Below are 26,626 nucleotides of genomic sequence, written 5' to 3' on the forward strand. Positions count from 1 at the left end.
AGGAGATGAACAGATGGATTTGATGAAGAACTGGTATCAGTCGAAGACGATCTGGGGCGCCCTGATTGCTGTTGCAGCCTCCGCGCTACAGCTTGCTGGCCTTGAGATCGGGGCTGCGGATCAAGCGGAACTGGCCGATATCGCGGTGACATTGACGGGTGCCGTCGGTGGCCTTCTGGCGCTTTACGGGCGCCTTGTGGCAACCGGCTCAATCGGTGGAAAAGCCCCCTCCAGACCATCCTGAAGGGGAGGATTACAGAGCATTCATTTGCCATTCAGCCGTCATCCGATACATAATCCATAACATGCATTGGACATGACCTTTCGTCGGTTGAGTGGAAACAGGTACACATGGCGCGACTGCCAATCATAGCGATTTTGGCTGCCGGCACTGCATTTGCAGCATTGCCTGGGGAGCCTGCGACTGCACGAGACTATCTCGTTCTTGTTGCGGGCGACTGTGGCACAGCCGCGTCTCGCGTCGTTCGTGACACGGGTGGACAGCTTCTGTCGGCCCAGCCGTCCTCGGATGGCCAGACCTGCATTGTAACAGTCCTTGTGCAGGGCAATGGCAGCGAACGGCCGCGCAAGGTCACCGTCCGGGTGCCGATGTAGGCGGAGTATACTAGACATCAGCGCCTTTTTGGATCCGAAACCGGGTGCGGTTTTCGGGTTGATGCGCTAGATACTTGCAAGATTTTATGCAGGGGACGGTTCATGCGCATTCTCGTGGTCGAAGACGACGTCAATCTCAATCGCCAGCTTTCGGACGCATTGAAAGAATCCGGCTATGTCGTCGATACCGCATTCGACGGCGAGGAGGGTCATTTCCTTGGTGATACGGAACCTTACGACGCGGTGATTCTCGATATCGGCCTGCCTGAAATGGACGGCATCACGGTCGTTGAGAAATGGCGTTCCAACGGCAAGGGCATGCCGGTCTTGATGCTGACGGCGCGTGATCGCTGGAGCGACAAGGTGGCCGGCATAGACGCCGGTGCTGACGACTATGTGGCAAAACCCTTCCATGTCGAAGAGGTGCTGGCGCGAGTGCGGGCGCTGATCCGTCGCGCGGCTGGTCACTCGTCGTCAGAGATCGTCTGTGGCCCGGTACGCCTCGACACCAAGGCTTCCAAGGCAACGGTCGATGGCATTGCCCTGAAGCTGACCTCCCACGAATTCCGCCTTCTGTCTTATCTTATGCACCACATGGGCACGGTCGTATCGCGAACCGAACTGGTCGAGCATATGTATGACCAGGATTTCGATCGCGATTCCAACACGATCGAAGTGTTTGTCGGTCGACTGCGCAAGAAGATCGGTGTTGATCTGATCGAGACCGTGCGTGGGCTTGGCTACCGGATGCAAGCGCCGGCCGATGCCCAATAGTCTCCCCAAACAGCCTCCGAGCCTTGGCATGGGAGGATTTCGGTCACTCACCGCACGCGTGCTTCTGCTTGCGACCGCATGGTCTGCCGTAGCGCTGGTGGTGATCGCGATCGTCATCTCGCAGCTCTACCGGCAATCGTCGGAGCGGGCTTTTACCGATCTTCTGCGTGCGCAGCTCTATAACGTCATCAACTCGATGACGATTGGTGAGGACAACAAGCTTTCGGGCAATCCGCAACTCGGTGACCTGCGTTTCTCGCAGCCGGAGACTGGCTGGTACTGGATCATCGAGCCGCTCGGCACTTTCGCGGCGACACCGCTTTCTTCGTCTTCCCTCGGGACCTCGAACATCAAGGTGCCGACCATTCTGAGCGTACCGTTCAACAATCGGTACGAACGGTTCTACCGCACCAATGATGCTTTCGGGAATACGGTGCTCGTGGCCGAGACCGAAGTGGTTCTCGACGGCGAAGGGCGTGCGGCGCGGTTTCGCGTTTCGGGAAATCTGGCCGTCGTGGAAGATGACGTGCACGGATTTTCGCGCAATCTCTATATCACGCTTGCCGTGTTCGGCGTTGGCAGCCTGATCGTCAATGGCCTGGCGATCCTTTTCGGCCTGTTGCCGTTGAAGGGCGCACGCCGTTCACTGGAGCGGGTGCGGCGCGGCGAAGTCGAACGACTGGAGGGACGTTTCCCTCGCGAAATCATGCCTTTGGCCAACGACATCAATGCGCTGATCGAAAGCAATCGGCGTATCGTGGAGCGTGCGCGCATGCAGGTGGGAAATCTTGCCCATTCGTTGAAAACACCGATTGCAGTGCTGCTCAACGAAGGGCGGCTGGGCGAGAAGGTGCCGTCCGATCTGGTGCGCTCCCAGGCCGAAGCGATGCAGACCCAGGTTCAGTCCTATCTCAATCGCGCCCGGATCGCGGCCCAGCGCGACTCGCTTCTCGCCAGAAGCGAGGCCGAACCGGTGATGGAGCGGTTGGTGCGCGTCATGCGCAGGTTGAACCCGGACACGAAGTTCCATCTTTCCGTTTCACCGCCGTCATTGGCGGTGGCGCTTGAACAGCAGGACCTTGAAGAGACGGTTGGCAATCTTCTGGAGAATGCCGCGCGTTTTGCCAAGACCGATATCTGGGTAGCGATCGCTCCGTCGTCTCCGCCGCCGGGTTCCGAAGGCGAGGCTGCCCGAAGGGCATGGGTAGAGCTGATTGTAGAGGATGATGGTCCCGGTCTCGAGCCGGAGCAGATCACCATAGCGATGAAACGCGGAAAACGGCTGGACGAAAGCAAGCCCGGTGCCGGTCTCGGCCTTTCGATCGTCAGTGAAATCGCCTCTGAATACAATGGTACGTTCAATCTGGACCGTGGTGCGCACGGAGGATTGCGAGCAAGACTTCTGCTGCCCGGCGTGACCCGTGACGCAGCCTGACGCCGGTCATGAAACCTGTGGCCAATGAGCAACTGCTAAAGACTTGCTGTCATATCTTCTGGACGATCGCATCGCCTGCTATATCATTGAAGTGAAAGGCGGACGAACAAGGCTCTGCAACGGTCTCGATCAACCTAGCCAGGGAATTATTTCTCAAGGCGGGCGGAGATGCTGATGTGAAGACCTCGTTTTCTGCCGAGCATGCAAGTCGGAGACCATAAGCAAGCGATGCGCCCCACGAGCTTTTCAACCGTGCTGTTGACCCTTTGCGGAATAGCTGTCGTTTCCGGCTGCACGTCGACGTCGCGTTCTGCGGCCGGTGCGCGAGGGCTCTTGTCTCCAAAGCCGTCTGCCTCGGCAGGCTATATTACCGCCCTGCAGGGCGGTATCGTTGGGCGTAGTGGTGCAGAGCTTTCATCCAGCGACCGCTCACGCGCATTGGAAGCTGAATACCGTGCTCTGGAAGAGATGGCCGGCGGGCAGTCTGTTCAATGGAAGGGCGATAACGCCAACGGGACGGTCGTCGCCAACGCACCTTACCAGGTAGGCGCACAGAATTGCCGGCAATACCGGCACACGGTTACTGTCGACGGTCGGGACATGCTCGCGAGAGGCGCCGCCTGCCGCAATTCCGACGGGACCTGGACGCCGCTCAGCTGAATTCGTGTCGGATATGCCCGCACGGATTCGTGAATTTGATACAGGTCATAGTAGTCGATAGACATTCCCATCAGTCTTGAAACGTTCTAAAGACCTGGCCCGTGGCGTGGCCATGGGCCACGGAGATCTCTCAAATTCACGTCAACGGCATGGGACCGATTGGAATGTCACCGCCGTTGCAGTAATTGGCGAACATGATTTTATGGATCCTTCTTGCGCTCATGACGGCAATCGTCGCTGCAGCGCTGCTTTATCCGCTCTATCGGCGTCCCGAGGCCCTTGCGCCTGACAATGCCGGAGAGATCGAGGTCTATCGTGACCAGATGAAGGAACTCGACCGGGATCGTGCCGGCGGCCTGATCAGCGCCGAGGAAGCCGAATATGCGCGCGCCGAGATCGGTCGCCGGTTGCTGGCCGCTGCGGGTAAGGAAAATGTAGATGCTGCGGACGCGGTAAAGACGAGCGGATTACGCAGGATGGCGATCGGTATCGTGACTGTCGCGCCCCCTGCTATCGGGCTCTGTCTCTACGTCATGCTGGGCAGCCCAGGTTTGCCCGATCAGCCGCTGGAAGCGCGGCTGGCGAACCCAGGCAATGACATGTCGCTGCTGGTGGCGAAAGCCGAGCGGCATCTGGCGCAGAATCCGAACGATGGTTCCGGCTGGGATATTCTGGCTCCGATCTATTTCCGCACTGCACGGCTTGGGGACGCCGAACTTGCTTATCGAAATGCGATTCGCTTGATCGGACCCAGTGCGGCACGTCTGTCGGGCCTCGGCGAGACGCTGGTCGTTGCCAATGATGGTATCGTGACCGAGGGCGCCCGCTCTGCCTTCGAGCAAGCGGTTCGGCTGGAGCCGGGTGATGTGCGCGCGCGCTTTTATGTTGGCGTGGCACAGGAACAGGCCGGCAAGGCGACTGACGCGAAAGCGACCTTCGAGGAGATCGCCAAGGCTTCGCCCCGAGATGCTCCGTGGATGGGCCTGATCAACGAACATATCGCCAAAAATGGCGGCACCGTTGCGGCACCTGCAGCGCCGCCTTCTCTGGGCGGCCCGAACGCTGATGATGTAGCCGCAGCGCAGGATATGTCGCAGGGTGATCGCCAGGACATGATCCGCGGCATGGTCGACAGCCTCGCATCAAAGCTGGAATCGGATCCGAACAATATCGAAGGCTGGCTGAGGCTGGTAAGATCCTACATGGTGCTCGGGGACAAGCAGAAGGCTGAAGCCGCCTTGAAGACCGGGCTGGAGCATTTCCCCGCCGATGGAAACGAGGGCAGACAATTGATCGCGCTCGCACAGGAAATAGGACTGTCGGCCGAAGGCGCGGCAAATCCGGGAGCCACCCCCAAGATGGGAGTAACCCAATGACGCGCAAGCAGAAACGATTGGCCGTAATCGCCGGCGGCATGAGCTTTATCATCATCGCCGTCTTCCTCGTGATGTTCGCCTTCTCGCAGTCCGTCGCTTACTTTTTCATGCCGGGCGATCTGGCCACGGCCAATCTGCAGCCTGGAACCCGCATCCGGCTCGGCGGTCTGGTGGAGGATGGATCGGTGAAGCGCGGGCAGGGGTCTACTGTGAGCTTCACCGTGACCGACGGCAAGGCGACCGTGCCTGTGAGCTATACCGGCATCCTTCCCGACCTGTTCCGCGAGGGGCAGGGGGTTGTGACCGAAGGTTCCTTCGATGCAGCGACGCATGCTTTCGTGGCTGACAGCGTGCTTGCCAAGCATGACGAGAACTACATGCCCAAGGAAGTGGCCGACCGGCTGAAAAAGGATGGTGTCTGGGAGGACGGAACCGGCAAGGGCATGGCGCCGGCCAAGGACGACCGGAGTGAGAAGGCTGGAGCCAAAAGCGGACAGGTTGTCGGGAGCACCACGCCATGATCGTCGAGATCGGCCATTTCGCGCTGGTACTGGCGCTTGCGACCGCAATCATCGTTTCTATCCTTCCGCTGATCGGCGTCCATCGGCGTGACGCCAGCATGATGGCGGTGGCGACGACCGGTTCGCTGGTCATGTTCGGCCTCGTGGCGCTCTCATTCGCCGCGCTGACCTGGGCCTATGTGGTTTCCGACTTTTCGGTGAAGAACGTCTGGGAGAATTCCCATTCGCTGATGCCGCTGATCTACAAATATTCCGGTGTCTGGGGCAATCACGAAGGCTCGATGATGCTCTGGCTGCTGATCCTCGTTTTCTTCAGCGCTCTGGTCGCCGTCTTTGGCCGCAATATCCCCGAGACGCTGAAGGCCAATGTTCTGGCCGTGCAGGCCTGGATAAGCCTGGCCTTCCTGCTGTTCATCCTTCTGACCTCCAATCCGTTCCTGCGCCTCGATCCGGCACCGGCTGAAGGGCAGGATTTGAACCCGATCCTTCAGGATTTCGGCCTCGCCATCCATCCGCCGCTTCTCTATCTCGGTTATGTCGGCTTTTCCGTCTGCTTCTCCTTTGCCGTAGCGGCGCTGATGGAAGGCCGCATCGATGCGGCATGGGCACGTTGGGTGCGCCCATGGACGCTCGCCGCATGGACCTTCCTGACCGCCGGCATCGCCATGGGCTCGTACTGGGCCTATTACGAACTTGGCTGGGGCGGCTGGTGGTTCTGGGACCCGGTCGAAAACGCCTCCTTCATGCCCTGGCTTGCCGGCACGGCCCTCCTGCATTCGGCGCTGGTCATGGAAAAGCGCGAGGCCTTGAAAATCTGGACCGTGCTTCTCGCGATCATGACCTTTTCGCTGTCGTTGCTAGGTACCTTCCTTGTGCGCTCCGGCGTGCTGACTTCGGTCCATGCGTTTGCCACCGATCCGTCGCGCGGTATCTTCATCCTCTGCATTCTGGCGATCTTTATCGGCGGAGCGTTCATGTTGTTTGCATGGCGAGCGCCGACCTTGAAGGCTGGTGGCCTGTTCGCGCCGATATCGCGAGAAGGTTCGCTGGTGCTGAACAACCTGATCCTGACGGTTTCGACTGGGACCGTCTTGACCGGAACGCTCTATCCGCTGGTGCTGGAAACCCTGACGGGCGAAAAGATTTCGGTCGGTGCACCGTTCTTCAACATGACCTTCGGCCTGTTGATGCTACCGCTTCTGATTGCCGTTCCGTTCGGGCCGATGCTCGCCTGGAAACGCGCCGATCTTCATGGCGCGCTGCAGCGGCTCTGGGTTTTTGCCGGCCTTGCGCTGCTTCTGGGTCTGCTGCTCTGGTATATGCAGAATGGCGGGCCGGTCCTTGCGATCTTCGGACTGGCAATCGGTTGCTGGGGCATGCTCGGCGCGATCGCCGACCTTTGGTATCGCGGCAACTTCGGTAAACTGCCGGTGATGACCTCGCTGCGCCGCTTGAAAGGCCTGCCGCGCTCGGCCTGGGGCACGGCATTCGCCCATTTCGGCCTCGGCGTGACCGTTGTCGGTATTGTTGCCGCATCGGCTTTCAGCACCGAACATGTCGTCGAGATGAAGCAGGGGCAGACGGCGGACGCCGGCGGTTATTCGCTGACCTTCGACGGTTTTCGCGAAGCTGTCGGCCCGAATTTCACCGAGGAGCGGGGGCATTTTACGGTGAGCTCCGGTGGCGCTGTGGTCTCCGATGTATGGTCGTCCAAGCGGCTTTATACGGCGCGTCGCATGCCGACCACGGAAGCCGGCATCCTGACCTTTGGGCTCAGCCAGCTCTATGTCTCTCTCGGTGATCCGATGGATGGCGGTGGCATCGTCGTGCGCATCTGGTGGAAGCCTCTGATCCTGTGCATCTGGGGCGGCTGCCTGATCATGATGGTCGGTGGTTTCGTGTCTCTGTCGGATCGACGCTTGCGCGTGGGCGCACCGTCGAGGAAGGCCAAGCAGGTCAAGGCTGTGATGGAGCCGGCGGAATGATGGAGCTCGTTCGTCGTGCGGCACACCCCCCTCTGGCCTGCCGGCCATCTCCCCCAAAAGGGGGGAGATCACCCGTAGATCGACCTTTGCCCAGACAGTGGATGTCTAAATTAATCTCCAGTTTCAGGCCTGATTTGCGCAGGACGGTGCGCCCAGCTGATCTCCCCCCTTGTGGGGGAGATGCCCGGCAGGGCAGAGGGGGGCGGATTGCGCTCATCCTTGCATTGCTGATGGCATTTCTCACCCCCATCCAAGCCTTCGCCGTCAATCCGGACGAGGTGTTGAAAGATCCGGCACTCGAACAGCGTGCGCGCCAGATTTCGGCGCAGTTGCGCTGCATGGTCTGCCAGAACCAGTCGATCGACGACAGCAATGCCGAGCTAGCCAAGGATCTGCGCGTGCTGGTTCGCCAGCGGCTGACTGATGGTGATACGGACAAACAGGTCGTAGATTACGTCGTGTCGCGTTACGGCGAGTTTGTTCTTCTCAATCCACGGCTCAGCAGCAAGACGATCATTTTGTGGTCCATGCCGATCGGACTTCTGATCGCGGGTATTTTCGCTATCGTCATTTTTGTCAGGAGCAGGCCTACGCGGCGTCCTTCCGAGGTGTTAAGTGCCGAGGAGAAAGCCAAAATCGACGAATTGCTCGGCAAGTAGGTTTTGGACCACGGGCCGGATATTTCGAAATATTACGAACATTTCATGCTCTAGCCACCTGCAGTTAAGGTGACGGCGCCTATATCTCTCTCATCGAACAACGGCGGGTTGCCCATCGGCAGCCTGACCAAGATTGAGTGACGAAGAGAAGAAGGTAGCTTTCACCATGACGTTTGGACGTCCCTCCCTCAAGACAGTGCTGAAGACCTCGACCGTTGCCGGCCTTGCCGCCGTCATGCTGTCCACCGGCATCTCAGGCCAGGTCATGTCCTCCTTTGCCGCTCCGGTTTCCGTAACAGCGCCGCAGGCACCTAGCTTCGCGGATGTCGTGTCTGCAGTTTCCCCCGCGGTCGTTTCGGTTCGCGTCCAGTCCGACGCACAGCCGGTCTCCGACGACAACAGCAATTTCTCCTTCAACTTCGGCGGCCGCGGCTTCGACCAGCTGCCTGACGATCATCCGCTGAAGCGTTTCTTCAAGGAATTCGGCGGCCAGGGTGGTCCCGGTGGCCCGGGCCCGGGCGCAGGCCCACGTGACCGTGCAGAGCGCGGTGGCCCCGGTGGGCCAAATCGTCCGCACCACCTGCGCCCGACAGCCCAGGGCTCCGGCTTCTTCATCTCCGAAGACGGTTACATCGTCACCAACAACCACGTCGTTTCCGATGGCCAGGCCTATACGGTCGTGCTGAACGACGGTACCGAACTCGATGCCAAGCTCGTCGGCAAGGACAGCCGTACCGACCTTGCGCTGCTGAAGGTCGATGCGCCGGCCCGCAAGTTCACCTACGTCTCCTTCGCAGATGACAGCAAGGTTCGCGTCGGCGACTGGGTTGTCGCTGTCGGTAACCCGTTCGGCCTCGGCGGCACGGTAACCGCCGGTATCGTTTCGGCCCGTGGCCGTGACATCGGCTCCGGACCGTATGACGACTACATCCAGGTCGACGCAGCCGTGAACCGCGGTAATTCGGGTGGCCCGACCTTTGACCTGAATGGTCAGGTCGTCGGCATCAATACCGCGATCTTCTCGCCGTCCGGCGGCAATGTCGGTATCGCCTTCGCAATTCCTGCTTCCACTGCCAAGGACGTCATCGCCGACCTGATGAAGGACGGCAAGGTCGAGCGCGGTTGGCTTGGTGTGCAGATCCAGCCGGTAACGCAGGACATCGCCGACTCGCTCGGTCTGAAGGAAGCCTCCGGTGCACTCGTTGTTGCGCCGCAGGAAGGCTCTCCGGGCCAGAAGGCCGGCATCAAGCAGGGTGACGTCGTTCAGGCGGTCAATGGTCAGCCGATCAAGGACGCCCGTGATCTCGCCCGCCGTGTCGCAGCCTTTGCCCCGAACACCAAGGTCGATGTCGACCTGTGGCGCGATGGCAAGAAGCAGACCATTCCGGTAACGCTCGGCAATATGGCAAGCGACGAAGCCGCCTCGGCTGAACCCACGCAGCCGGATGATCCGGCTCCGGCAAGCGAACAGGCGCTGGCAAGCCTCGGCATTACCGTTGCCCCGGCTGAGGACGGTTCCGGCCTTTCCGTGACCGATGTCGATCCGGACAGTGAGGCGGCTGCCCGCGGCCTGAAGAACGGCGAGAAGATCCTTTCGGTCAACAACAAGAAGGTCGAAAGCGCAGCCGATGTCGGCAAGGTTCTCGAACAGGCCAAGAAGGATGGCCGCACCCGTGCGCTCTTCCAGGTCGAGGCCGATGGTTCCAGCCGCTTCGTCGCTCTGCCGATCAACGAAGGCTGATACCGCGCAAACCATCTGAGTGACACTGCGGGGGTGGCACCTCCAGGCCCAACCGCAGGATCAAGCTCATCAAGGGGCGCCGCCGGAAACGTCGGCGCTCTTCTTGTAACGGAGACCATCATGCAGACCCCGTCGTTTTCCTCGGCCGATACGGAAGATTCCGATAGTGCAAATGTTTCCGCCGAGGCTATTGTCCCGCACATGAAGATTCTGGTTATCGAAGACGATCTCGAGGCGGCAGCCTACATGACAAAGGCCTTTCGCGAGGCCGGCATCATCGTGGATCACGCCAGCGATGGTGAGAGCGGCCTGTTCATGGGCTCGGAGAATTCCTACGACGTGATGGTCATCGACCGCATGTTGCCACGCCGCGATGGCCTGTCGGTCATCAGCGAATTGCGCAAGCGCGGCGTCAATGCACCGGTGCTGATCCTGTCCGCGCTTGGCCAGGTGGATGACCGCGTCACCGGCTTGCGCGCCGGTGGCGACGACTATCTGCCGAAACCCTACGCTTTTTCCGAACTTCTGGCGCGTGTCGAGGTGCTCGGCCGTCGCAAGGGTACGCCGGAACAGGACATGGTCTACCGGGTCGGCGATCTGGAGCTCGACCGCCTGTCACACGAGGTCAAGCGCGCCGGTAAGGACGTGTTGCTTCAGCCGCGTGAATTCCGCCTGCTCGAATATCTGATGAAGAATGCCGGTCAGGTTGTGACCCGTACAATGCTCTTGGAAAACGTCTGGGACTATCACTTCGACCCGCAGACGAATGTCATTGACGTGCATGTCTCGCGCCTGCGCTCCAAGATCGAGAAGGACTTCGACAAGCCGTTGTTGAAGACCATTCGCGGCGCCGGCTACATGATCAAGGACGAGGGGTAATGTTTTCCCGCATCGGCACGCGCGCCCGCCTCATGTTCCGTTCGACGGCCGTGAGGCTTTCGGCGCTGTATATTCTCCTGTTCGCGATCTGCGCCGGATTTCTCGTCATCTATGTCACTGCGCTTTCGGAAAAGACGCTGGTGCAGCAGACGCGCCAGACGATTACCGAGGAAGTGGCCGACATCCAGCGCGCCTATGAGCGCGGCGGGGTGAACCTTCTCCTGCGCATCATGGAGCGACGTGCCCGCCAGCCGGGCGCAAATCTCTATGTGATCGCCGGACCGAACGGCGAGATGCTGGCCGGTAATGTCTCCTCCGTCCAGCCTGGCGTGCTGGACCAGGAAGGCTGGACAAACATGCCTTTTTCCTACGAACCCTATGCCGAGATCGGCGGGTCTCGCAAACATCTCGCCATCGCCAATGTCCTGCGCGTCGACAATGGCCTGCGGGTGATGATCGGTCGAGATCTTGGCGATCCGAGCCGCTTCCGTTATATCGTGCGGCAGGCGCTGATGGTGGCGCTGGCGATCATGGGGCTTGGCGCGCTGGTCATCTGGTTCGGTATCGGACGCAATGCGCTGAAGCGCATCGACCGGATGTCGGCTGCAAGCCAGAAGATCATGGCCGGCGACCTGTCCCAGCGACTTCCTGTCGGTCGCTCCGGTGACGAGTTCGACCGGCTGTCGGGATCGCTGAACGCCATGCTTGGCCGGATCGAAAAGCTGAACGAAGGCCTGCGGCAGGTTTCCGACAATATCGCCCATGACCTGAAGACGCCGTTGACGCGCCTACGCAACAAGGCGGCCGACGCTCTGGGGGAGGATGATGAAGATGCGCGGCGGGCGGCGCTTGAAGGCATCATTGCCGAATCCGACCAGTTGATCCGCACCTTCAATGCGCTGCTGATGATCTCCCGTGTTGAGGCCGGATCGATCGCGGCGGAGATGTCGAGCGTCGATCTCTCTGCCGTTTCCGCCGACAGCGCCGAGCTTTACGAGCCTGTTGCGGAAGAGGCGGGCATAACACTGATCACCGGGATCAACCCGGGCATCTCCGTCAACGGCAACCGCGAACTGATCGGCCAGGCGATGTTCAATCTGCTCGACAACGCGATCAAATATGCCAGCGAAGGCAGCGAGACGCCGGTGATAGAGGTCAGGCTTTCGTCCGAGAACGGCGAGGTGAGGCTTGCCGTTAGCGACAACGGCCCGGGGGTACCTGCCGACAAGCGTGGCGAGGTGACGAAGCGTTTCTTCCGGCTGGATGCAAGCCGTTCGAAGCCGGGAACGGGGCTGGGTCTTTCACTGGTGGAAGCGGTGATGGAACTGCACGGCGGCAGGCTGGAACTTTCCGCCACGGACGAGGCGAAGACAGAAGCTCCGGGCCTGACGGTGACGATGGTGTTTCCGCTGGTGAAGGGGTGAGGTGAGGCGCCTTGTGGCTTTGCCCCTCACCCTAACCCTCTCCCCGTAAACGGGGCGAGGGGACGTGCCTCGATTGGAGCTGGGAGAGTGCGGCTTGTGTCCTTCTCCCCGTCATTACGGGGAGAAGGTGGCGGCAGCCGGATGAGGGGCAGTCTCGCGCGCGGTGACTAAGCGATTCAAAAAACTACACTGCCTCACACCAGTGGCGGCGCCAAATTCATCAAGAGCACCATCACAAGCCCGACCACCGAGACGATCGACTGGATGATCGAGATGGTTGCTGTTGCTTCACCCATCGTCATGCCGAAGGATTCCTTCACCAGCCAGAAACCGGCATGGTTGGCATAGTTGAAGAACAGCGAGCCGCAGCCGACTGAGAGCGCCAGGAGCGAGGCATTGAGCGACGGGTCATGTCCGACAAGCGGCGCGAGCAGTCCCGATGCGCCGACGATGCCGACTGTGGCGGACCCAGTCGAGACCGAAAGCAGCATAGAGATGATCCAGCCGAGAAGCAGTGGTGAGAGCGAGAACTGCTGGCTCAGATGCATGATCGCATCCCCCACCTTCGCATCTCCCAGAACATGCTGGAAAGCCCCGCCGCCGGCGATGATCAGCAGAACATTGGCGATCGGCTTGACGCTGGCGGAAAGCTGCGTGCGCAGCAACTCGCTGTTGCCGCCGCGGCTGATGATCAGGGTCCAGGCGGCAAACAGCACGCCGACCAGCATGGCGATACCCGGATCGCCGAGGAAATCGGTTATCGACAGCAGCGCAGAACCCTTTGGCAGGAGAAGTTCGGCAATCGCGTGGAAAAGCATCAGCAGCGCCGGCAGAAGTGCCGTCAGCAGGCTTAAGCCCAGGCTGGGCGGTGCCTTGCCGGTCGATGCGCCTTCCGCTGCGTCCTGCGAAAACTGGTCGATCAGCCCCTGATCCGGTTTGACCTTGAGGCGCGGCGTAACGATCGCGCCATAGACCGGTCCGCCGAGAATGATTGCCGGAATGGCGGCGATGAAACCGTAGAGCATGGTCGCGCCGATATTGGCATTGAGCGAGGCGATCGCCGTCAGCGGACCGGGATGCGGTGGCACCATGCCGTGCATGGAGGCAAGTGCCGCAATGACCGGAACGCCGACATACACATAGGCTGAACCCTTGATGCTCCCCGTCTCGTCGAGCTTGCGCGCAACGCTGAAGATCAGCGGCAGAAGCACGACGAGGCCGACTTCGAAAAACATCGGAATGCCGATGATGAAGGCGGCACCCGCCATTGCCCAGGGCAGCATGCGGGTTGAGGTTCTGGTGATGATGAGATTGGCAATGCTTTCAGTCACGCCGCCGGCGGCCAGGATGCGGCCGAGCATGGCGCCGAGCGCCACGACGAGGCCGACAGCGCCGAGCGTGTGGCCGGCACCGGCCTCGATCGACTTGATCAGCTTTTCGCCCGGCATGCCGGTGACAAGGCCGACGCCGATGGAGGTGATGATCAGCGCCAGGAGCGGATGGAGCCGGATGCGCGATACGATCAGCACGACGAGGAAAATCACGCTGCCGAGCGCGGTCGCTAGAAGCGCAATGTCTGAGGAATTCATGGTTTCTCCCGAAGGTGGACGCGGGAGCGCAGGGCAATTCGGATGACTCCACGCAACCGAAGAGCGGGAAGTGACCCGCAAAGGCATGGAGTACGAATGTCTCCAGATAGACAGCGCCCTAATTAGATTGCGTCACTTGATAAACCGCAATCGTTCGTGGGTTGTGGTTTCCCTTCATTCCGGTTTGTCTTCTCCGTCTGCGCAAACTAAAAGCTGCATGAGGGAGGAAACGGCATGAAAAGCGTAAAACGGCTCGATACCGTATCAGCGGATGTCATTCGTCCCCTGTCTCAGGCGGAAGCCAAGACTGCTCTGGCGGCGCTGAAAGATATTGGACAATCCGAGGCTTCCGTTGCGCAAATGTTGAAAGAAGGCGGCGCGCTGAAGGATTTTCTCGTCGCGGCATTCAGCCTGTCGCCCTATCTGCGCGATACGGCTTCGGTCTCTCCCTCCTTTCTGGCGCGGGCTATCGGTGAACCGGTCGAGCCGGCGCTCTCTTCCCTGATCGAAAAGGCGCGGAGTGCCTGGCGGCCAGTGGACGGAAAGATCCCTTCCGAGAGCGAGGTCATGACCGTGCTTCGGTCGGCCAAGCGCGCCTTCAGCTTCATCCTGGCGCTGGCCGATCTCGCCCGCATCTTCACGGCGAAGGAGACGACATGCTGGCTGAGCGAATTTGCGCAAGCCTCCGTTGCCTCCGCGGTCGACCATCTTCTCCTCGCTGCCCATGAGAGCGGCAAGCTGAAGCTTGTCGATCCGGCAGAGCCGAGCCGTGGCTCGGGCCTCATCGTGCTCGGCATGGGCAAGCTCGGCGGGCGCGAACTCAACTATTCCTCCGATATCGATATCGTCGTTTTTTTCGATCCGGAGGTGGGCATTCTTGCCGATCCGCTTGATGCGTCGGAGATCTATGGCCGGATGATGCGCCGGCTGATCCGTATCCTGCAGGACCGCACGGCCGATGGCTACGTTTTCCGAACCGACCTGAGGCTGCGGCCTGACCCCGGCTCGACGCCGCTCGCCGTCTCCATGGATGCAGCCCTGATCTACTACGAGGGCAGGGGACAGAACTGGGAGCGTGCCGCCTACATCAAGGCGCGTCCGGTGGCGGGTGACATGGCTGCCGGCGATAATTTCCTGAAACTGCTGACGCCCTTCGTCTTCCGCAAATATCTCGATTATGCGGCGATCGCAGACATCCATTCGATCAAACGCCAGATCCATGTCCACAAGGGCCATGGGGCGATCGCAGTAAAGGGGCACGACGTCAAGCTTGGCCGCGGCGGCATCCGCGAGATCGAATTTTTCGCCCAGACGCAGCAGCTGATCGCCGGCGGTCGCATGCCGGCGTTGAGGACGCGCGAGACGGAAGTAGCACTTGGAGCGCTGGCTGAGGCGAAGTGGATCAAGCCGGAGATCGCCACGGCGCTGACCGAGGCCTACTGGTTCCTACGCGATGTCGAGCATCGTATCCAGATGGTCCATGACGAGCAGACGCATCGCCTGCCCGACAGCAATTCGGAGCTGAAGCGCATCGCCTTCATGCTCGGCTTTGCCGATGTCGCAGCCTTTTCCGCGCGGCTGGAAAGCATTCTGAAGACGGTCGAGAGACGTTATTCCCGGCTGTTCGAGCAGGAGGAGGGGCTTTCAGGGGGCGAAGGTAATCTCGTCTTCACCGGCCAGAAGGACGATCCCGATACGCTGAAGACACTGGCCGAACTTGGCTATGAGCGGCCTGCCGACATGTCGCGGATGATCCGCACCTGGCATTCCGGTCGCTATCGCGCCACGCAATCCGTCGAGGCGCGCGAGCGGCTGACGGAGATGATGCCGGCTTTGCTCAAGGCGTTTGGCGAGAGCCGTCGTGCCGACGAGGCGCTGCTGCGCTTCGACAGTTTTCTGAAGGCGCTGCCGGCCGGCATCCAGCTTTTCTCGCTGATCGGCAAGAACCCGCCGCTTCTCTCCCTCATCGTCACCATCATGGCGTCGGCGCCGCGCCTGGCCGATATCATCGCCTCAAAGCCGCACGTCTTCGATGGCATGCTCGATCCCGGCCTGATGTCGGAAGTGCCGACGCGCGACTATCTGTCGAAGCGGCTGGACACGTTTCTCTCCGGCTCACGTCATTATGAGGACCGGCTGGATCGGTTGCGCATCTTTGCCGCCGAGCAGCGTTTCCTGATCGGTATCAGGTTGCTCACCGCAGCGATCTCCGGCGACGATGCCGGCCGCGCCTTCACTCATCTGGCAGATCTGTTGATCGATGCTGCGCTGACAGCGGTGAAAGGCGAGATCGAGACCGCGCATGGCACCTATCCGGGCGGCCGGGTGGCCGTGATGGGCATGGGCAAGCTCGGCTCGTTCGAGCTAACGGCCGGATCGGATGTCGATCTCATCCTGCTCTATGACTACGACAGCGAGGCCTTCGAAAGCACTGGCCCGAAGCCGCTCGACGCCCAGCGCTATTTCACCCGCCTGACGCAGAGATTGATCGCAGCGCTTTCCGCGCCAATGGCGGAGGGCGTGGTCTTCGAGGTCGACTTGCGTCTGCGCCCATCCGGCAACAAGGGGCCGGTCGCCTCGCGCATCATCGCATTCGGCAAATATCAGCGCGAAGAGGCTTGGACCTGGGAGCATATGGCGCTCACCCGCGCCCGCATCGTCTGCGGTAATGAGAGTCTTGGCGATGAGGCGAAGGCGATCATAAGCGAGGTTCTGGCGACCAAGCCGGACGTGAAGAAGATCACGACGGACGTGGCCGAGATGCGGGCGCTGATCGCGGAGGAGAAGCCGCCGCGCGATATCTGGGACTTCAAGCTCATTCCTGGCGGATTGATCGATATTGAGTTCATCGCCCAATATCTGCGGCTGATCGCGCCGGCGCGGGCAGGGAGCAAGGATCTACCGGTCGACACCTATGGCCTGTCGACTGCGCAAGCACTGAAGGCACTGGGCGAAGACCTGCCTGAACGCGCCGATCTCGATACATGCCTTGAAGCCTTGCGTCTGTTCACCGAACTCTCGCAGATCATCCGCCTCTGCGTGGATGGTCCTTTCTATGCCAAGGATGCACCCACCGGCCTTGTCGAGCGGATCTGCCGCGCAGGAGACTGCCCCGATCTCGTGACGCTGGAGGGAGAGGTGAAGCGGTTATCGGGTGAGGTCAGGGGAGTGTTTGAACGGGTTATGAAAAGGTGAGGTAGGGTGTGGGCTTTTGCCAAGGTAAGTGCGGCGAAGGTCAGTTGTGATCGCCTTACGCCGCCCTTTTCCGTGCTTCCACGAAAGGCCGGTTGGGAATGAACAGCGACACGGCGGTGCCTTTGCCGCATTTCGAGCGGATACGCATCCTGCCGCCATGCAGCGCCACCAGCGAGCGGGAGATGGCAAGCCCGAGGCCCGAACCGCCCTTGCTCTTGGCATACTGACTCTGCACCTGTTCGAAGGGCTGGCCGATCTTCGGCATTGCATCCTTGGGGATCCCGATGCCGCTGTCGGCGATCGTCAGCATCAGGCCTTTTTCCATTCGGTGGGCGCGCAACTCGATACTGCCGCCTTCGTCGGTGAATTTAACGGCATTGGAGAGGAGATTGAGCATCACCTGCTTCAGCGCGCGTCTATCACCGACCATGTCGAGTACTTCGGGTAGCCGTTGATGGATCGTGATCTGCTTGTCCTGGGCCGAGATAGAGGTCAGGCGCAGGCTCTCTTCGACCAGGGGCACGAGATCGATCTTGTCCGCCTGGATACGCATGTGGCCGGCTTCGATCTTCGACATGTCGAGAATGTCGTTGATGACGTTCAGGAGGTGCTTGCCGCTGTCGTGAATGTCCTTGGAATATTCGCCGTATTTTGGCGAGCCGAGCGGACCGAACATGCCGTTCATCAGGATTTCGGAGAAGCCAAGAATGGCGTTGAGCGGCGTGCGCAGCTCGTGGCTCATATTGGCGAGGAATTCGGACTTGGCTTGGTTGGCAGCCTCCGCGCGTTCTTTCTCCGCCTGATAGTTGGCATTGGCGACGGAGAGTTCTGCTTTCTGCTTTTCCAGCGTCTTTTGCGAGGCTGAAAGATCCCCAATCGTTGCCATCAGGCGGCGCTCGCTGTGGCGCAGGCGATCCTGGTGGCGCTTGAGAAGCGTGATATCGGTGCCGACAGAAACCGTGCCGCCGTCACGGGTGCGGCGTTCGTTGATCTGCAGCCAGCGTTCGTCGGCAAGCTGAACCTCGGTGGTGCGGGAGAAACCGCTGCCATCCGCATCTGCGATGCGACGCTCGATCACCGGCCGTGCTGCTGCTGCATTGACCGTAGTACGTTCGGTTCCCGGCACCAGCACACCTTCAGGCAATCCATAAGCTTGCTGGAAGTGGGTGTTGCACATCACGAGACGGTCGTTCTTGTCCCACAGCACGAAGGCTTCGGACGTACATTCGATCGCGTCGGCGAGGCGTTGATCGGCCTCGGCATAACGTTGTGCCAGACGGTGCTGTTCGGTGACGTCCATGGCAATGCCGATCACGTGGATACGACCGGAAGCGTTGCGAATGACCTGTGCCCGTGCGCGCATCCAGACATAATGTCCCGCCGCGTGGCGCATGCGGAATACCTGGTCGACCTGCTTGGCATTGCCGCGGCCGATGGCACGCGCGAGAGCGTAGATATTACCGTCCGACGGATGCATCATCCTTGCGGCATCGGAAAACGAGATGATGCTGCCGGCAGCAGGCAGTCCAAGCATTTCGTACATCGAACCGGACCAGAAGAGCCTGCGGTTGGCAACATCGAAATCCCAAAGTCCGCAACGCCCATGAGACAATGCGGCTTCGATCCGTAGATTGGATTCAGCAAAGATCTCGTCGGCGTCGTGCGCACGCCTAACCTGCGTGTAATAGGCATAAAGGATGACGAGAAGAATGGCGGAAATGCCGGTAAAGAGAGTGACGTTGAGCGAGATCTCGCCACGCAGGAAATTGTTCGTGGTGTCGAGCGAATGCGCCGAGACGATCAGAGCGCCGTCATCACCGATCGGCTGAATGGCAGCATAGTGCGGAATGTCGCCGAGATAGGTCTCGATCACGCCGCCGAAGCGCCGAAGTGTTGCGGTCTCGGGCAGAAGCGAAGCAAGGCGGCGGCCGATATAGGTGGAAGAGGCTCCTTTCGAGCCACCAAAAACGATACCGGACTTGTCGATGAACAGCGTGAAGGAACCATGCGGCTGCGGATCGGACGAGAGATAGGATGAAAGCCGTGCCTCGGCCGCAGCGCGGTTGGCCTGGGTGAAAAGGGTTTCGTGGCCGGTGAATATCGCCTGGGTGGTTGCTGCCATCAGCGCAGTCGATTGCCGGGCGGCATCTTCCATACGGCTGTTCTCGCCCATGATGCCGAGAATGCGCGACGCTGCCACGACCATGAGGAATGCGATGATGAGAAGGGGAATGGATCGCTTAAGCACCAGTTCCACCTTCGGCGTTTGACGTGCGATCGGCTTGACCGCGAAATTGCTGTCTTTCGAAAGCGCTTTCTGCAGGCCCGAAACCTTCGGAAATTTAGGGCGCAGCCAAGCGCCGGCCGCGGTTTCCCGCTGCACGTCCGATACCGTATTCATCTAGTCCCTCGTGATGATCCGGTACGCCGCCCGTCCGAATCTACCCTAATGAATCATAGAGTGATTCTTCGTGTCCAGAGGGTTGGTAATATTTTGTTAACTATTTGAAAAATGATGGAATTTGCAGGTTTATGTGGCGCAAATCAGCTGCGGCTTCAGTCGAAATCCGGATGCGAGATTTCAGGGCGCGTCAAGCAAAGTGTTTCAAAATGTGTCAATCGCGGCCAAAAATGTGGCAGGCGCTTAAATGTGACCCGCAGCGCTTAAAGTGCTGCGGGTCACCAAGGCTATCAGTCCTTCAGCATGCGTCCGACGATGTCGCTGACATCCGTCGAAAGGCCGGCTGCCTTGGCGATCTTCGAAAGCGCCAGCCGTGCCTGTTCGGCACGGACAGGCTCAAGCGAACGCCACGAGCGCATCGAGGTGAGGATGCGTGCGGCGAGCTGCGGGTTCTTCGGGTCGATCGCAAGGATCTGGTCCGCGAGGAAATCATATCCCTTGCCGTCGACGCGGTTGAAGCCGGTCGGGTTGCCGAAGGCGAACGTGCCGACAAGCGAACGGACGCGGTTCGGATTGCCTGGGTTGAAACGCGGATTTTCCATCAGCGCCTTGACCCGTTCGAGCGCATCGACGCCGGGGATCGTCGCCTGGATCGAGAACCACTTGTCGATGACCAGCGGATTGCCGTCGAAGCGGGTGAGGAAGCTGGCGAGAGCAGCCGTTGCTTCCGAAGCATCCGGGAAGCGATGCGCAAGCAGCGTCAGTGATTGCGCAAGGTCCGTCATGTTGTCGGCAGCGGCAAATGCTTCGGCGGCGCGCTGCGGGCTGTTTTCAGCATACATGAGATAGGAGAGGGCAACGCCGCGGAGCGAACGCTTGCCGGCATCCCCGGCTTCCGGCGAATAGGCGCCTTCGACCTTCATCTCGTTATAAAGGCGGACGAAGACTTCCTCTCCAGCCTTGGCGATCGCCTCATGCACGGCCTTGCGGCCGGCATGGATCGCATCGGGATCGTTATTGCCACCGAGCGCGCGAGCAATGTCGGCCTCGCTCGGCAGGTTCAGCGCCTGCGCCCGGAAGGCGGGCTCCAGCGATGCATCGCCGGCGCATTCCAGAAGAGCGGCAACAAAAGCCGGATCGCAGGTCACATCCTTGCCGTCGCGCGCATCGCGGGCGGCCTGCGCCAGGTTCGGCATGGCAAGGTCGGTCAGAGCCTGCCAGCGCGAGAAAAGGTCGCTGTCATGGCGGGCGATATGGACGAGGTCTTCCAGCGACTGTTCGAATACCAGATTGACCGGTGCCGAGAAGGACCGGTTGAGCGACACCACCGGCCGGGACGAGACGCCCGAGAATGTGAAGCTCTGGCTGCGCTCCGTCAGGTGCAGCACGTCGCCCGTTACTTCGCCGCCGGTGACCGATGTCGGTTCGGCAATCGAACCGTTATCGAGGATCAGCGCGAAGGAGAGCGGGATATGCAGCGGCTCCTTGTTCGGCTGGCCGGGTGTGGCCGGTGTCGTCTGCTCGAGCGACAGCGTGAACGTGCCGGCGGCAGCGTCATAGGCGCCTGAGGCGGAAACCAGCGGCGTGCCGGCCTGAACATACCAGCGGAAGAACTGGCTGAGGTCGCGACCGCTCGCATCCTCGAAGCATTTTACATAGTCCTCGACGGTGACAGCCTGCCCGTCATGGCGCTCGAAGTAGAGGTCCATGCCTTTGCGGAAGCTGTCGCGTCCAAGAATGGTCGCGATCATCCCAGTGATCTCGGCACCCTTCTCGTAGATCGTCATCGTGTAGAAATTGTTGATCTCGCGATAGCTGTCCGGGCGCGGCGGATGCGCCAGCGGGCCTCCATCCTCCGGAAACTGATCGGACTTCAGATGACGCACGTCGGCAATCCGCTTGACCGGGCGCGAACGCATGTCGGAGGAGAATTCCTGGTCGCGATAGACCGTGAGGCCTTCTTTCAGGCAAAGCTGGAACCAGTCGCGGCAGGTGATGCGGTTGCCGGTCCAGTTGTGAAAATATTCATGCGCGATGATGCGCTCGATATTCGCATAATCCTGGTCGGTGGCGGTTTCCGGGTCGGCCAGCACGTATTTGTCGTTGAAGACGTTGAGACCCTTGTTCTCCATCGCCCCCATGTTGAAATCGGAGACGGCGACGATCTGGAATATGTTCAGATCGTATTCGCGGCCGAAATGCTCTTCGTCCCACTTCATCGAGCGCTTCAGCGCATCCATGGCATAGGCCGCACGCGCTTCCTTGCCGTGCTCGACATAGATCTTCAGCGCCACTTCGCGGCCGGACATTGTTTCGAACGTGTCTTCGATGACGCCGAGATCGCCTGCGACCAGCGCGAAGAGATAGGCGGGCTTGGGATGCGGATCGAACCAAGCGGCAAACGAGCGGCCCTCGTCATAACCGGCGCCGCCAAGGAAATTGCCATTCGACAGCATGACCGGGTTGGCTGCCTTGTCACCGATGATCGTGATCGTGTACGGCGCCAGAACATCTGGGCGATCGGGGAAATAGGTAATGCGGCGAAAGCCCTCGGCCTCGCACTGTGTGCAATACACACCGTTGGTCCGGTAAAGACCCATTAACTGGGTATTGGCTTCCGGATTGATATAGGTGGTGATCGTCAATTCGAACGGGGATTCGGCCGGCAGGTCGCGGATCGTCAGGCTTTCCGGTGTTGCGTCATACTGGCTTGCCGGCATTTCCTTCTGGTCAAACAGCAGGCCGGAAAGCTTAAGTTCGTCACCATCCAGGACCAGCGGCAGCGATGCGTCGACGCCTTCGCGCCGATGGAAGATCAATCGGGCCTCGATCTTTGTATTGGTCGGATCGAGTTCGAACGTCAGGTCGACCCGTTCCAGAACAAAGTCAGTGGGGCGGTAATCCGCCAGATGCACGATCTGGCCCGTATCTGTTCGCATGATGTTTCCTGAAACGGCTTAACGACTGGACGTGACGACGTGAGACCGGTCCCCGAAAAGACTGGTTTGGCCCCCACGCCGCGGGCATATTTACATTCAATGCTAAACGATTGTTGAACCGCGGCTAAAATAAAGTGTCGCACTGTCAGTATAGTGATCGATTTTCATACAGTGCTATTTCGGAGCTGTAGGCAAAAGATCGCAAATCCGATTGTCGGCTGCGTCGATTGGCGCACTGGCGAACTTTCGTCAATTTTCACACACGGCGCTCCACTTTTGCGTTAATGTCCTTGCGAATCCACCCCGCCTATTTCCGGATCAAGGCCCAAGGCCTGAACCCCAATGAGTTCCCTTATGGCCCCCGATGCCCGAAATCCCCTGCACGGGATTATGCTGAAAGTATTGTCTGTTGTCGTATTCGTGATGATGCAGACCTGCATCAAGGCGGCCGGGCCGGATCTCCCCGCTGGGCAAGTCACCTTCTACAGATCGGCTTTCGCGCTTGTTCCGATCATGGGATATCTGGCTTTTCGCCGGGAATTGTTTCACGCCTTCCACACCAATAGCCTGTCGGGTCATCTCAAGCGCGGCGTGCTCGGCATTATGGGCATGATATGCGGCTTTTATGGCCTGGTGCATTTGCCAATGCCCGATGCAATAGCACTCGGTTATTCGATGCCGCTGATCGCCGTCGTCTTTGCCGCGATATTTCTCAAGGAGACCGTAAGGCTCTATCGCTGGACCGCGGTTGCTATCGGCATGGTCGGCGTTGTGATCATTTCATGGCCCAAGATGACCATGTTCAGTGGTGGTGGCATGGGGTCAGAGCAGGCAATGGGCGCGATGGCAGTGCTCCTGGGCGCCGTCATGGGCGGCTTTGCGATGATCCAGGTGCGCCAACTCGTTCAGACGGAAAAGACCGCAACAATCGTGCTCTATTTCTCGCTGACCGCGGCGATCTTCTCGATCATCAGCCTGCCCTTCGGCTGGTCTTCCCTGAGTGGCTACGCGCGCCTATGCCTGATCGCCTCGGGATTTTTTGGAGGGCTGGGACAGATCCTGCTGACGGAAAGCTATCGCCACGCGGACGTCTCGACGATCGCGCCGTTCGAATACACATCCATCATTCTGGGAATTGCGATTGCCTACACGCTGTTCGGTGATATCCCGGCGATCAATACCTTGATCGGTACCGCAATCACCGTCTCGGCCGGCATCTTCATCATCTACCGCGAACACCAGCTTGGGCTGGAGCGCAGGGCTGCGCGCAAAGCCTCTCCGCCGGGTGCATGAAGATCAGGGAAGGGAAAATCAGAGCGGGATGCCGGAAAGCGGACTGACGGACCCGATCGCCTCGCCCCGAGTTCTGCTTGCCTCGGAAAATTCGCGAGATGCGTTTACGGCGGCGTTTATCTGACGCAAATTTTCACGGAGAGTGCGAAGAGGACTGAATATCGATCTCATCGCACATCCTCCTTAACGTTCGCGAAAATCGGCAAACATGGCCGAGGGGCGCGAAATGCCGCCCGGACGCACCATGGCGCGCGACGTGATCTGCTCGTTGGTTGCCGAGCCGAAGCGATGGTAGCCCTGCGTCGAGCGCGGGCCGACACCTGCGGCGCGGAGTGTTTCAAAGCCCGAATGTATTGGGCGAAAGCGGCTGGTCATTACCGTGGTCCTTTGTCTGGGTCCCTCCCAAGACATTACTAATATTGCTTAAAATGCTCTGATTCAGCAATGTGGCAGAACGCCACGCTGCCATGCGTTTCTCGCATGGGTTGCTTCATATAATGGTAATAATTTGCATTTCGTCAGGTTGATTGCACGAAATATGTGCAATTCCGGCTATTCAAGACCGTGTCGAAAGGCTAGCAGATCTTGCCAGGTCAGGGCTTTGTTGGCGGGGGCGGCAAGAAGCTCCTGCGGGTGAAATGTCGCAAGCGCAGGGATTTCCATGCCAGCAAAGCTCACGGTCTGCCACTTTCCACGCATCGTGTGGATCGTGCCGTTGCCGCCTATGAAGAAGCGGGCCGGGAAATTGCCGAGCAGCAGCAGCGCCTTCGGTCGGGCAAGCACGATCTGGCGCTCGATAAAAGGCTGGCAGATATCCATCTCGGCCGCCGACGGCATTCTGTTGCCCGGTGGGCGCCAGGGAATGATGTTGGTCATCAGCACGCCGTCGCGCGAAAGGCCGATTGCTGCAAGCATCCGCTCGAGAAGATCTCCGGCCCGACCGGAGAAGGGGGCACCATCGCGATCATCATCCGCATTCGGCATCGGCCCGATAATCGCGATCCCGGAAGACGGATCGCCGCTGGCAAACACAGTCGAGCGGGCGCTGTTTTTCAGGTTGCAGCCGTGGAATGTCTCGATCGCCGCCTTCAACTCTGCCAGTGAACCGGCAGCGCCCGCCGCCAAACGTGCAGCTTCCACCGCCTGTCCGGCCGGCACGGAGACCGGTGCCGTGGTTGCCAGGGGAGGGGCGGTAGCACCCGGCCGCCGCGAGGGCGCACTCCCACCATTCGAAGCCGAAGATGCGCCGTCCTGCGGACTGTGCTCCCGCGCACTTGCCGGGGCCTTTGCCTGGGCCCTTGCCGCCTTCTGCGCCTCGAACTGGGCAATCCGATCGACCGGTTCGTCGTCGACGAGCCATTCCACGCCGGCATCCGCATAAAAATGCAGAAGCGTGGCAAGCTCGGCCGGATTGAGATCTGAGGCGGCGTTCATGCTTTCACCTTAACGAAGCCGAACTTCGCGGGAAAGCCTTAAGCCGCCCATTCACCGACATTCTCGCTCTCTCCGATCAGAGCCAGACCATGGGCGATCGACAGAAGCTCTCCGCCGCTTTCGATCTTCGATGCGTCGAAACGCCGGGTAAAGATCTGGCGCACTGCGGGAACGAAGGAAGTGCCGCCGGTGAGGAACACCTTGTCGACTTCGGCCGGTGCGGTATTCGTCTTGGTCAGCACATCGTCCAATGCGCCTTCGATCTTTGCCAGATCGTCTGCGATCCAGGTCTCGAAATTCGCACGCTTGACCATCTTCTTGCCGGCCTTGCCGAGCGGTGCGAAATTGAACTCGGCTTCTTCCGTGGAAGAAAGCGCCATCTTGGTGGCTGAGATCGCCTGATAGAGCGGATAGCCTTCGTCATGCTCGACCAGTTCGATGAACAGTTCCAGCTTGTCCGGGTCGATCGCCGAGCGCACCAGCGATTTCAGGTCGTTGAACTCGCGGGTCGTCTTGAAGATTGACAGCTGGTTCCAGCGCGCAAAATTGGCGTAGTAGTTCGATGGTACTTCCAAGAGCTTGTCGAAGCTCTTGAAGAACGTGCCCTTGCCGATTTCCGGGGCTACCAGATGTTCGATCATCTTCGCATCGAAATGGTCGCCTGCAATGCCCACGCCGGAATGGCCGATCGGCTTGGCCGTCAGCTTGCCGGCCACGCGTTCGAAGCGGATCAGCGAATAGTCCGTCGTGCCGCCGCCGAAGTCGGCGACCAGAACATTGGCATCGGTCTTCAGCGTCTGGGCGAAGTAATAGGCTGCTGCGACAGGTTCATAAACATAATGGATCTCGGGAAAACCGAGCCGTGTCAGCGCTTCGTTATAGCGATCCGTCGCAAGCTTCTCGTCCGGGCTGGCGCCGGCAAAATGCACCGGCCGGCCAGCGACAAGGCGCGAGACTTCGGCGGGCCAGTGCCCGTCCGCATAAGTCTTCAACCGCTTGAGGAAGACCTCCATCAGATCTTCGAATGTGTGGCGACGGGCAAAGACCAGCGTACCCTGGAAGATCGGGCTTGCGGCAAAGGTCTTGATCGACTGCAGGAAACGGGCGTCACCCGGATTGTCTATGAACTGGCGGATGGCCGCCTGTCCGGCCTCGACCTTTAGTGCCTGAGCGCCGAGCTGTGCATCCTTCATGAAGGAGAGCGCCGTGCGCATCGAGTCCGTCTCGCCTGCGCTGCTCGAAAACTGCATCGAATGGGTAGTGCTGCCGCTGTCTGCCAGCGCCAGAACGGTATTGGTCGTGCCGAAATCAAGCCCGAGCGCCCGTGCCATGGCCGTGCTCCTTGTGGTCTGCAAAAATGATTGAGCCGGGACGCTCCCGGACGCGATAAGGGCGAAGCCGCTGCCTCGCCCTTTTTGAGAGCGCGCCTGATGCCACAGGCTCGGCGCCAAAGCAAGCGGGAAGGGGGCGGTGGATGCGGAATTACGTGACGAACGTCACTAGTCGTGAGCGCTGCGGCGCTGGCGGGTTCGATCGTAAATTCATCCAGAAGTAGATGTCCGCAAGGCGCCGATATCGTTGAAAAACTCGACGGATTATCCGCTAGGATGCTTTCTTGGTCTTTCGGACGCTGAACTATGCTGCGATCTGCCCCGCGCCTTGGCGGGAGGGTACAGGTCGATGCCGCCCTTAGGCGGCAATGGCAC

Annotated in this window: 20 protein-coding genes; 14 read left to right on the forward strand and 6 right to left on the reverse strand. The window is 60.0% G+C overall.

All coding sequences use genetic code 11. The annotated features are described in order from the left end of the window. Positions 1-13: 13 nt before the first annotated feature. The 12 genes from JZX87_RS28710 to JZX87_RS28765 all read left to right on the forward strand — a co-directional run bounded on the left by JZX87_RS28710 (position 14) and on the right by JZX87_RS28765 (position 12,069). Positions 14-244, forward strand: coding sequence for a hypothetical protein (locus JZX87_RS28710; RefSeq protein WP_148145535.1), 231 nt, complete (start codon positions 14-16; stop codon positions 242-244). Between the two features lie 107 nt (positions 245-351). Beyond that, the gene (locus tag JZX87_RS28715; protein ID WP_148145534.1) at positions 352-615 is read left to right on the forward strand and encodes a hypothetical protein; all 264 of its coding nucleotides are present in this window, start codon (positions 352-354) and stop codon (positions 613-615) included. 102 nt (positions 616-717) lie between these two features. Beyond that, a complete protein-coding gene (locus tag JZX87_RS28720; RefSeq protein WP_148145533.1) occupies positions 718-1,389 on the forward strand; it encodes a response regulator transcription factor in 672 nt (223 codons plus the stop codon). A gap of 28 nt (positions 1,390-1,417) precedes the next feature. Next, positions 1,418-2,824 carry a sensor histidine kinase gene (locus JZX87_RS28725; protein WP_183822586.1) on the forward strand — a complete coding sequence of 469 codons (1,407 nt, stop codon included), beginning with the start codon at positions 1,418-1,420 and terminating at the stop codon, positions 2,822-2,824. 228 nt (positions 2,825-3,052) lie between these two features. After that, on the forward strand, positions 3,053-3,484 hold the full coding sequence (locus JZX87_RS28730) for an RT0821/Lpp0805 family surface protein (protein ID WP_206829254.1): 432 nt from the start codon (positions 3,053-3,055) through the stop codon (positions 3,482-3,484). A gap of 194 nt (positions 3,485-3,678) precedes the next feature. Further along, complete coding sequence (gene ccmI, locus JZX87_RS28735) at positions 3,679-4,860, forward strand: c-type cytochrome biogenesis protein CcmI (RefSeq protein ID WP_206829255.1); 1,182 nt, start codon at positions 3,679-3,681, stop codon at positions 4,858-4,860. After that, positions 4,857-5,381 carry a cytochrome c maturation protein CcmE gene (gene ccmE / locus JZX87_RS28740; RefSeq protein WP_206829256.1) on the forward strand — a complete coding sequence of 175 codons (525 nt, stop codon included), beginning with the start codon at positions 4,857-4,859 and terminating at the stop codon, positions 5,379-5,381. Before ccmI ends, ccmE begins: the two co-directional genes overlap by 4 nt. Further along, the gene (locus JZX87_RS28745; RefSeq protein WP_206829257.1) at positions 5,378-7,366 is read left to right on the forward strand and encodes a heme lyase CcmF/NrfE family subunit; all 1,989 of its coding nucleotides are present in this window, start codon (positions 5,378-5,380) and stop codon (positions 7,364-7,366) included. Before ccmE ends, JZX87_RS28745 begins: the two co-directional genes overlap by 4 nt. Before the next feature lie 230 nt (positions 7,367-7,596). Further along, positions 7,597-8,025 carry a cytochrome c-type biogenesis protein gene (locus JZX87_RS28750; RefSeq protein ID WP_206829258.1) on the forward strand — a complete coding sequence of 143 codons (429 nt, stop codon included), beginning with the start codon at positions 7,597-7,599 and terminating at the stop codon, positions 8,023-8,025. A 166-nt stretch (positions 8,026-8,191) separates the two neighbouring features. Further along, a complete protein-coding gene (locus JZX87_RS28755; protein WP_206829259.1) occupies positions 8,192-9,766 on the forward strand; it encodes a Do family serine endopeptidase in 1,575 nt (524 codons plus the stop codon). Between the two features lie 120 nt (positions 9,767-9,886). After that, a complete protein-coding gene (locus tag JZX87_RS28760; protein ID WP_286195158.1) occupies positions 9,887-10,645 on the forward strand; it encodes a response regulator transcription factor in 759 nt (252 codons plus the stop codon). After that, the gene (locus JZX87_RS28765) at positions 10,645-12,069 is read left to right on the forward strand and encodes a sensor histidine kinase (protein ID WP_206829260.1); all 1,425 of its coding nucleotides are present in this window, start codon (positions 10,645-10,647) and stop codon (positions 12,067-12,069) included. Before JZX87_RS28760 ends, JZX87_RS28765 begins: the two co-directional genes overlap by 1 nt. Before the next feature lie 194 nt (positions 12,070-12,263). Here the strand turns inward: JZX87_RS28765 and JZX87_RS28770 are convergent, their stop codons facing one another. Next, on the reverse strand, positions 12,264-13,658 hold the full coding sequence (locus JZX87_RS28770) for a GntT/GntP/DsdX family permease (RefSeq protein ID WP_206829262.1): 1,395 nt from the start codon (positions 13,656-13,658) through the stop codon (positions 12,264-12,266). Between the two features lie 234 nt (positions 13,659-13,892). Here JZX87_RS28770 and JZX87_RS28775 point away from each other — a divergent pair, with 234 nt between their 5' ends. Beyond that, on the forward strand, positions 13,893-16,853 hold the full coding sequence (locus tag JZX87_RS28775; RefSeq protein ID WP_206829264.1) for a bifunctional [glutamine synthetase] adenylyltransferase/[glutamine synthetase]-adenylyl-L-tyrosine phosphorylase: 2,961 nt from the start codon (positions 13,893-13,895) through the stop codon (positions 16,851-16,853). Between the two features lie 55 nt (positions 16,854-16,908). Here the strand turns inward: JZX87_RS28775 and JZX87_RS28780 are convergent, their stop codons facing one another. Beyond that, positions 16,909-19,254, reverse strand: a complete 2,346-nt coding sequence (locus JZX87_RS28780) for a PAS domain-containing sensor histidine kinase (protein WP_206829265.1) — start codon at positions 19,252-19,254, stop codon at positions 16,909-16,911. 290 nt (positions 19,255-19,544) lie between these two features. Further along, entirely contained in the window at positions 19,545-22,193 is a 2,649-nt protein-coding gene (gene pepN, locus JZX87_RS28785; protein WP_206829266.1) for an aminopeptidase N, read from the reverse strand. 354 nt (positions 22,194-22,547) lie between these two features. Here pepN and JZX87_RS28790 point away from each other — a divergent pair, with 354 nt between their 5' ends. Further along, on the forward strand, positions 22,548-23,486 hold the full coding sequence (locus JZX87_RS28790; RefSeq protein ID WP_183824038.1) for a DMT family transporter: 939 nt from the start codon (positions 22,548-22,550) through the stop codon (positions 23,484-23,486). Between the two features lie 183 nt (positions 23,487-23,669). Here the strand turns inward: JZX87_RS28790 and JZX87_RS28795 are convergent, their stop codons facing one another. From JZX87_RS28795 to JZX87_RS28805, 3 genes are all read right to left on the reverse strand, one after another. Continuing rightward, positions 23,670-23,861 carry a hypothetical protein gene (locus tag JZX87_RS28795; RefSeq protein ID WP_148145520.1) on the reverse strand — a complete coding sequence of 64 codons (192 nt, stop codon included), beginning with the start codon at positions 23,859-23,861 and terminating at the stop codon, positions 23,670-23,672. A 177-nt stretch (positions 23,862-24,038) separates the two neighbouring features. Next, entirely contained in the window at positions 24,039-24,920 is an 882-nt protein-coding gene (locus JZX87_RS28800) for a uracil-DNA glycosylase (RefSeq protein WP_206829267.1), read from the reverse strand. A 38-nt stretch (positions 24,921-24,958) separates the two neighbouring features. Then, complete coding sequence (locus JZX87_RS28805) at positions 24,959-26,251, reverse strand: Hsp70 family protein (protein WP_206829268.1); 1,293 nt, start codon at positions 26,249-26,251, stop codon at positions 24,959-24,961. Positions 26,252-26,626: the final 375 nt, after the last annotated feature.

The organism is Agrobacterium sp. Ap1 (assembly GCF_017313375.1).
Classification (GTDB): Bacteria; Pseudomonadota; Alphaproteobacteria; order Rhizobiales; family Rhizobiaceae; genus Neorhizobium; species Neorhizobium cellulosilyticum.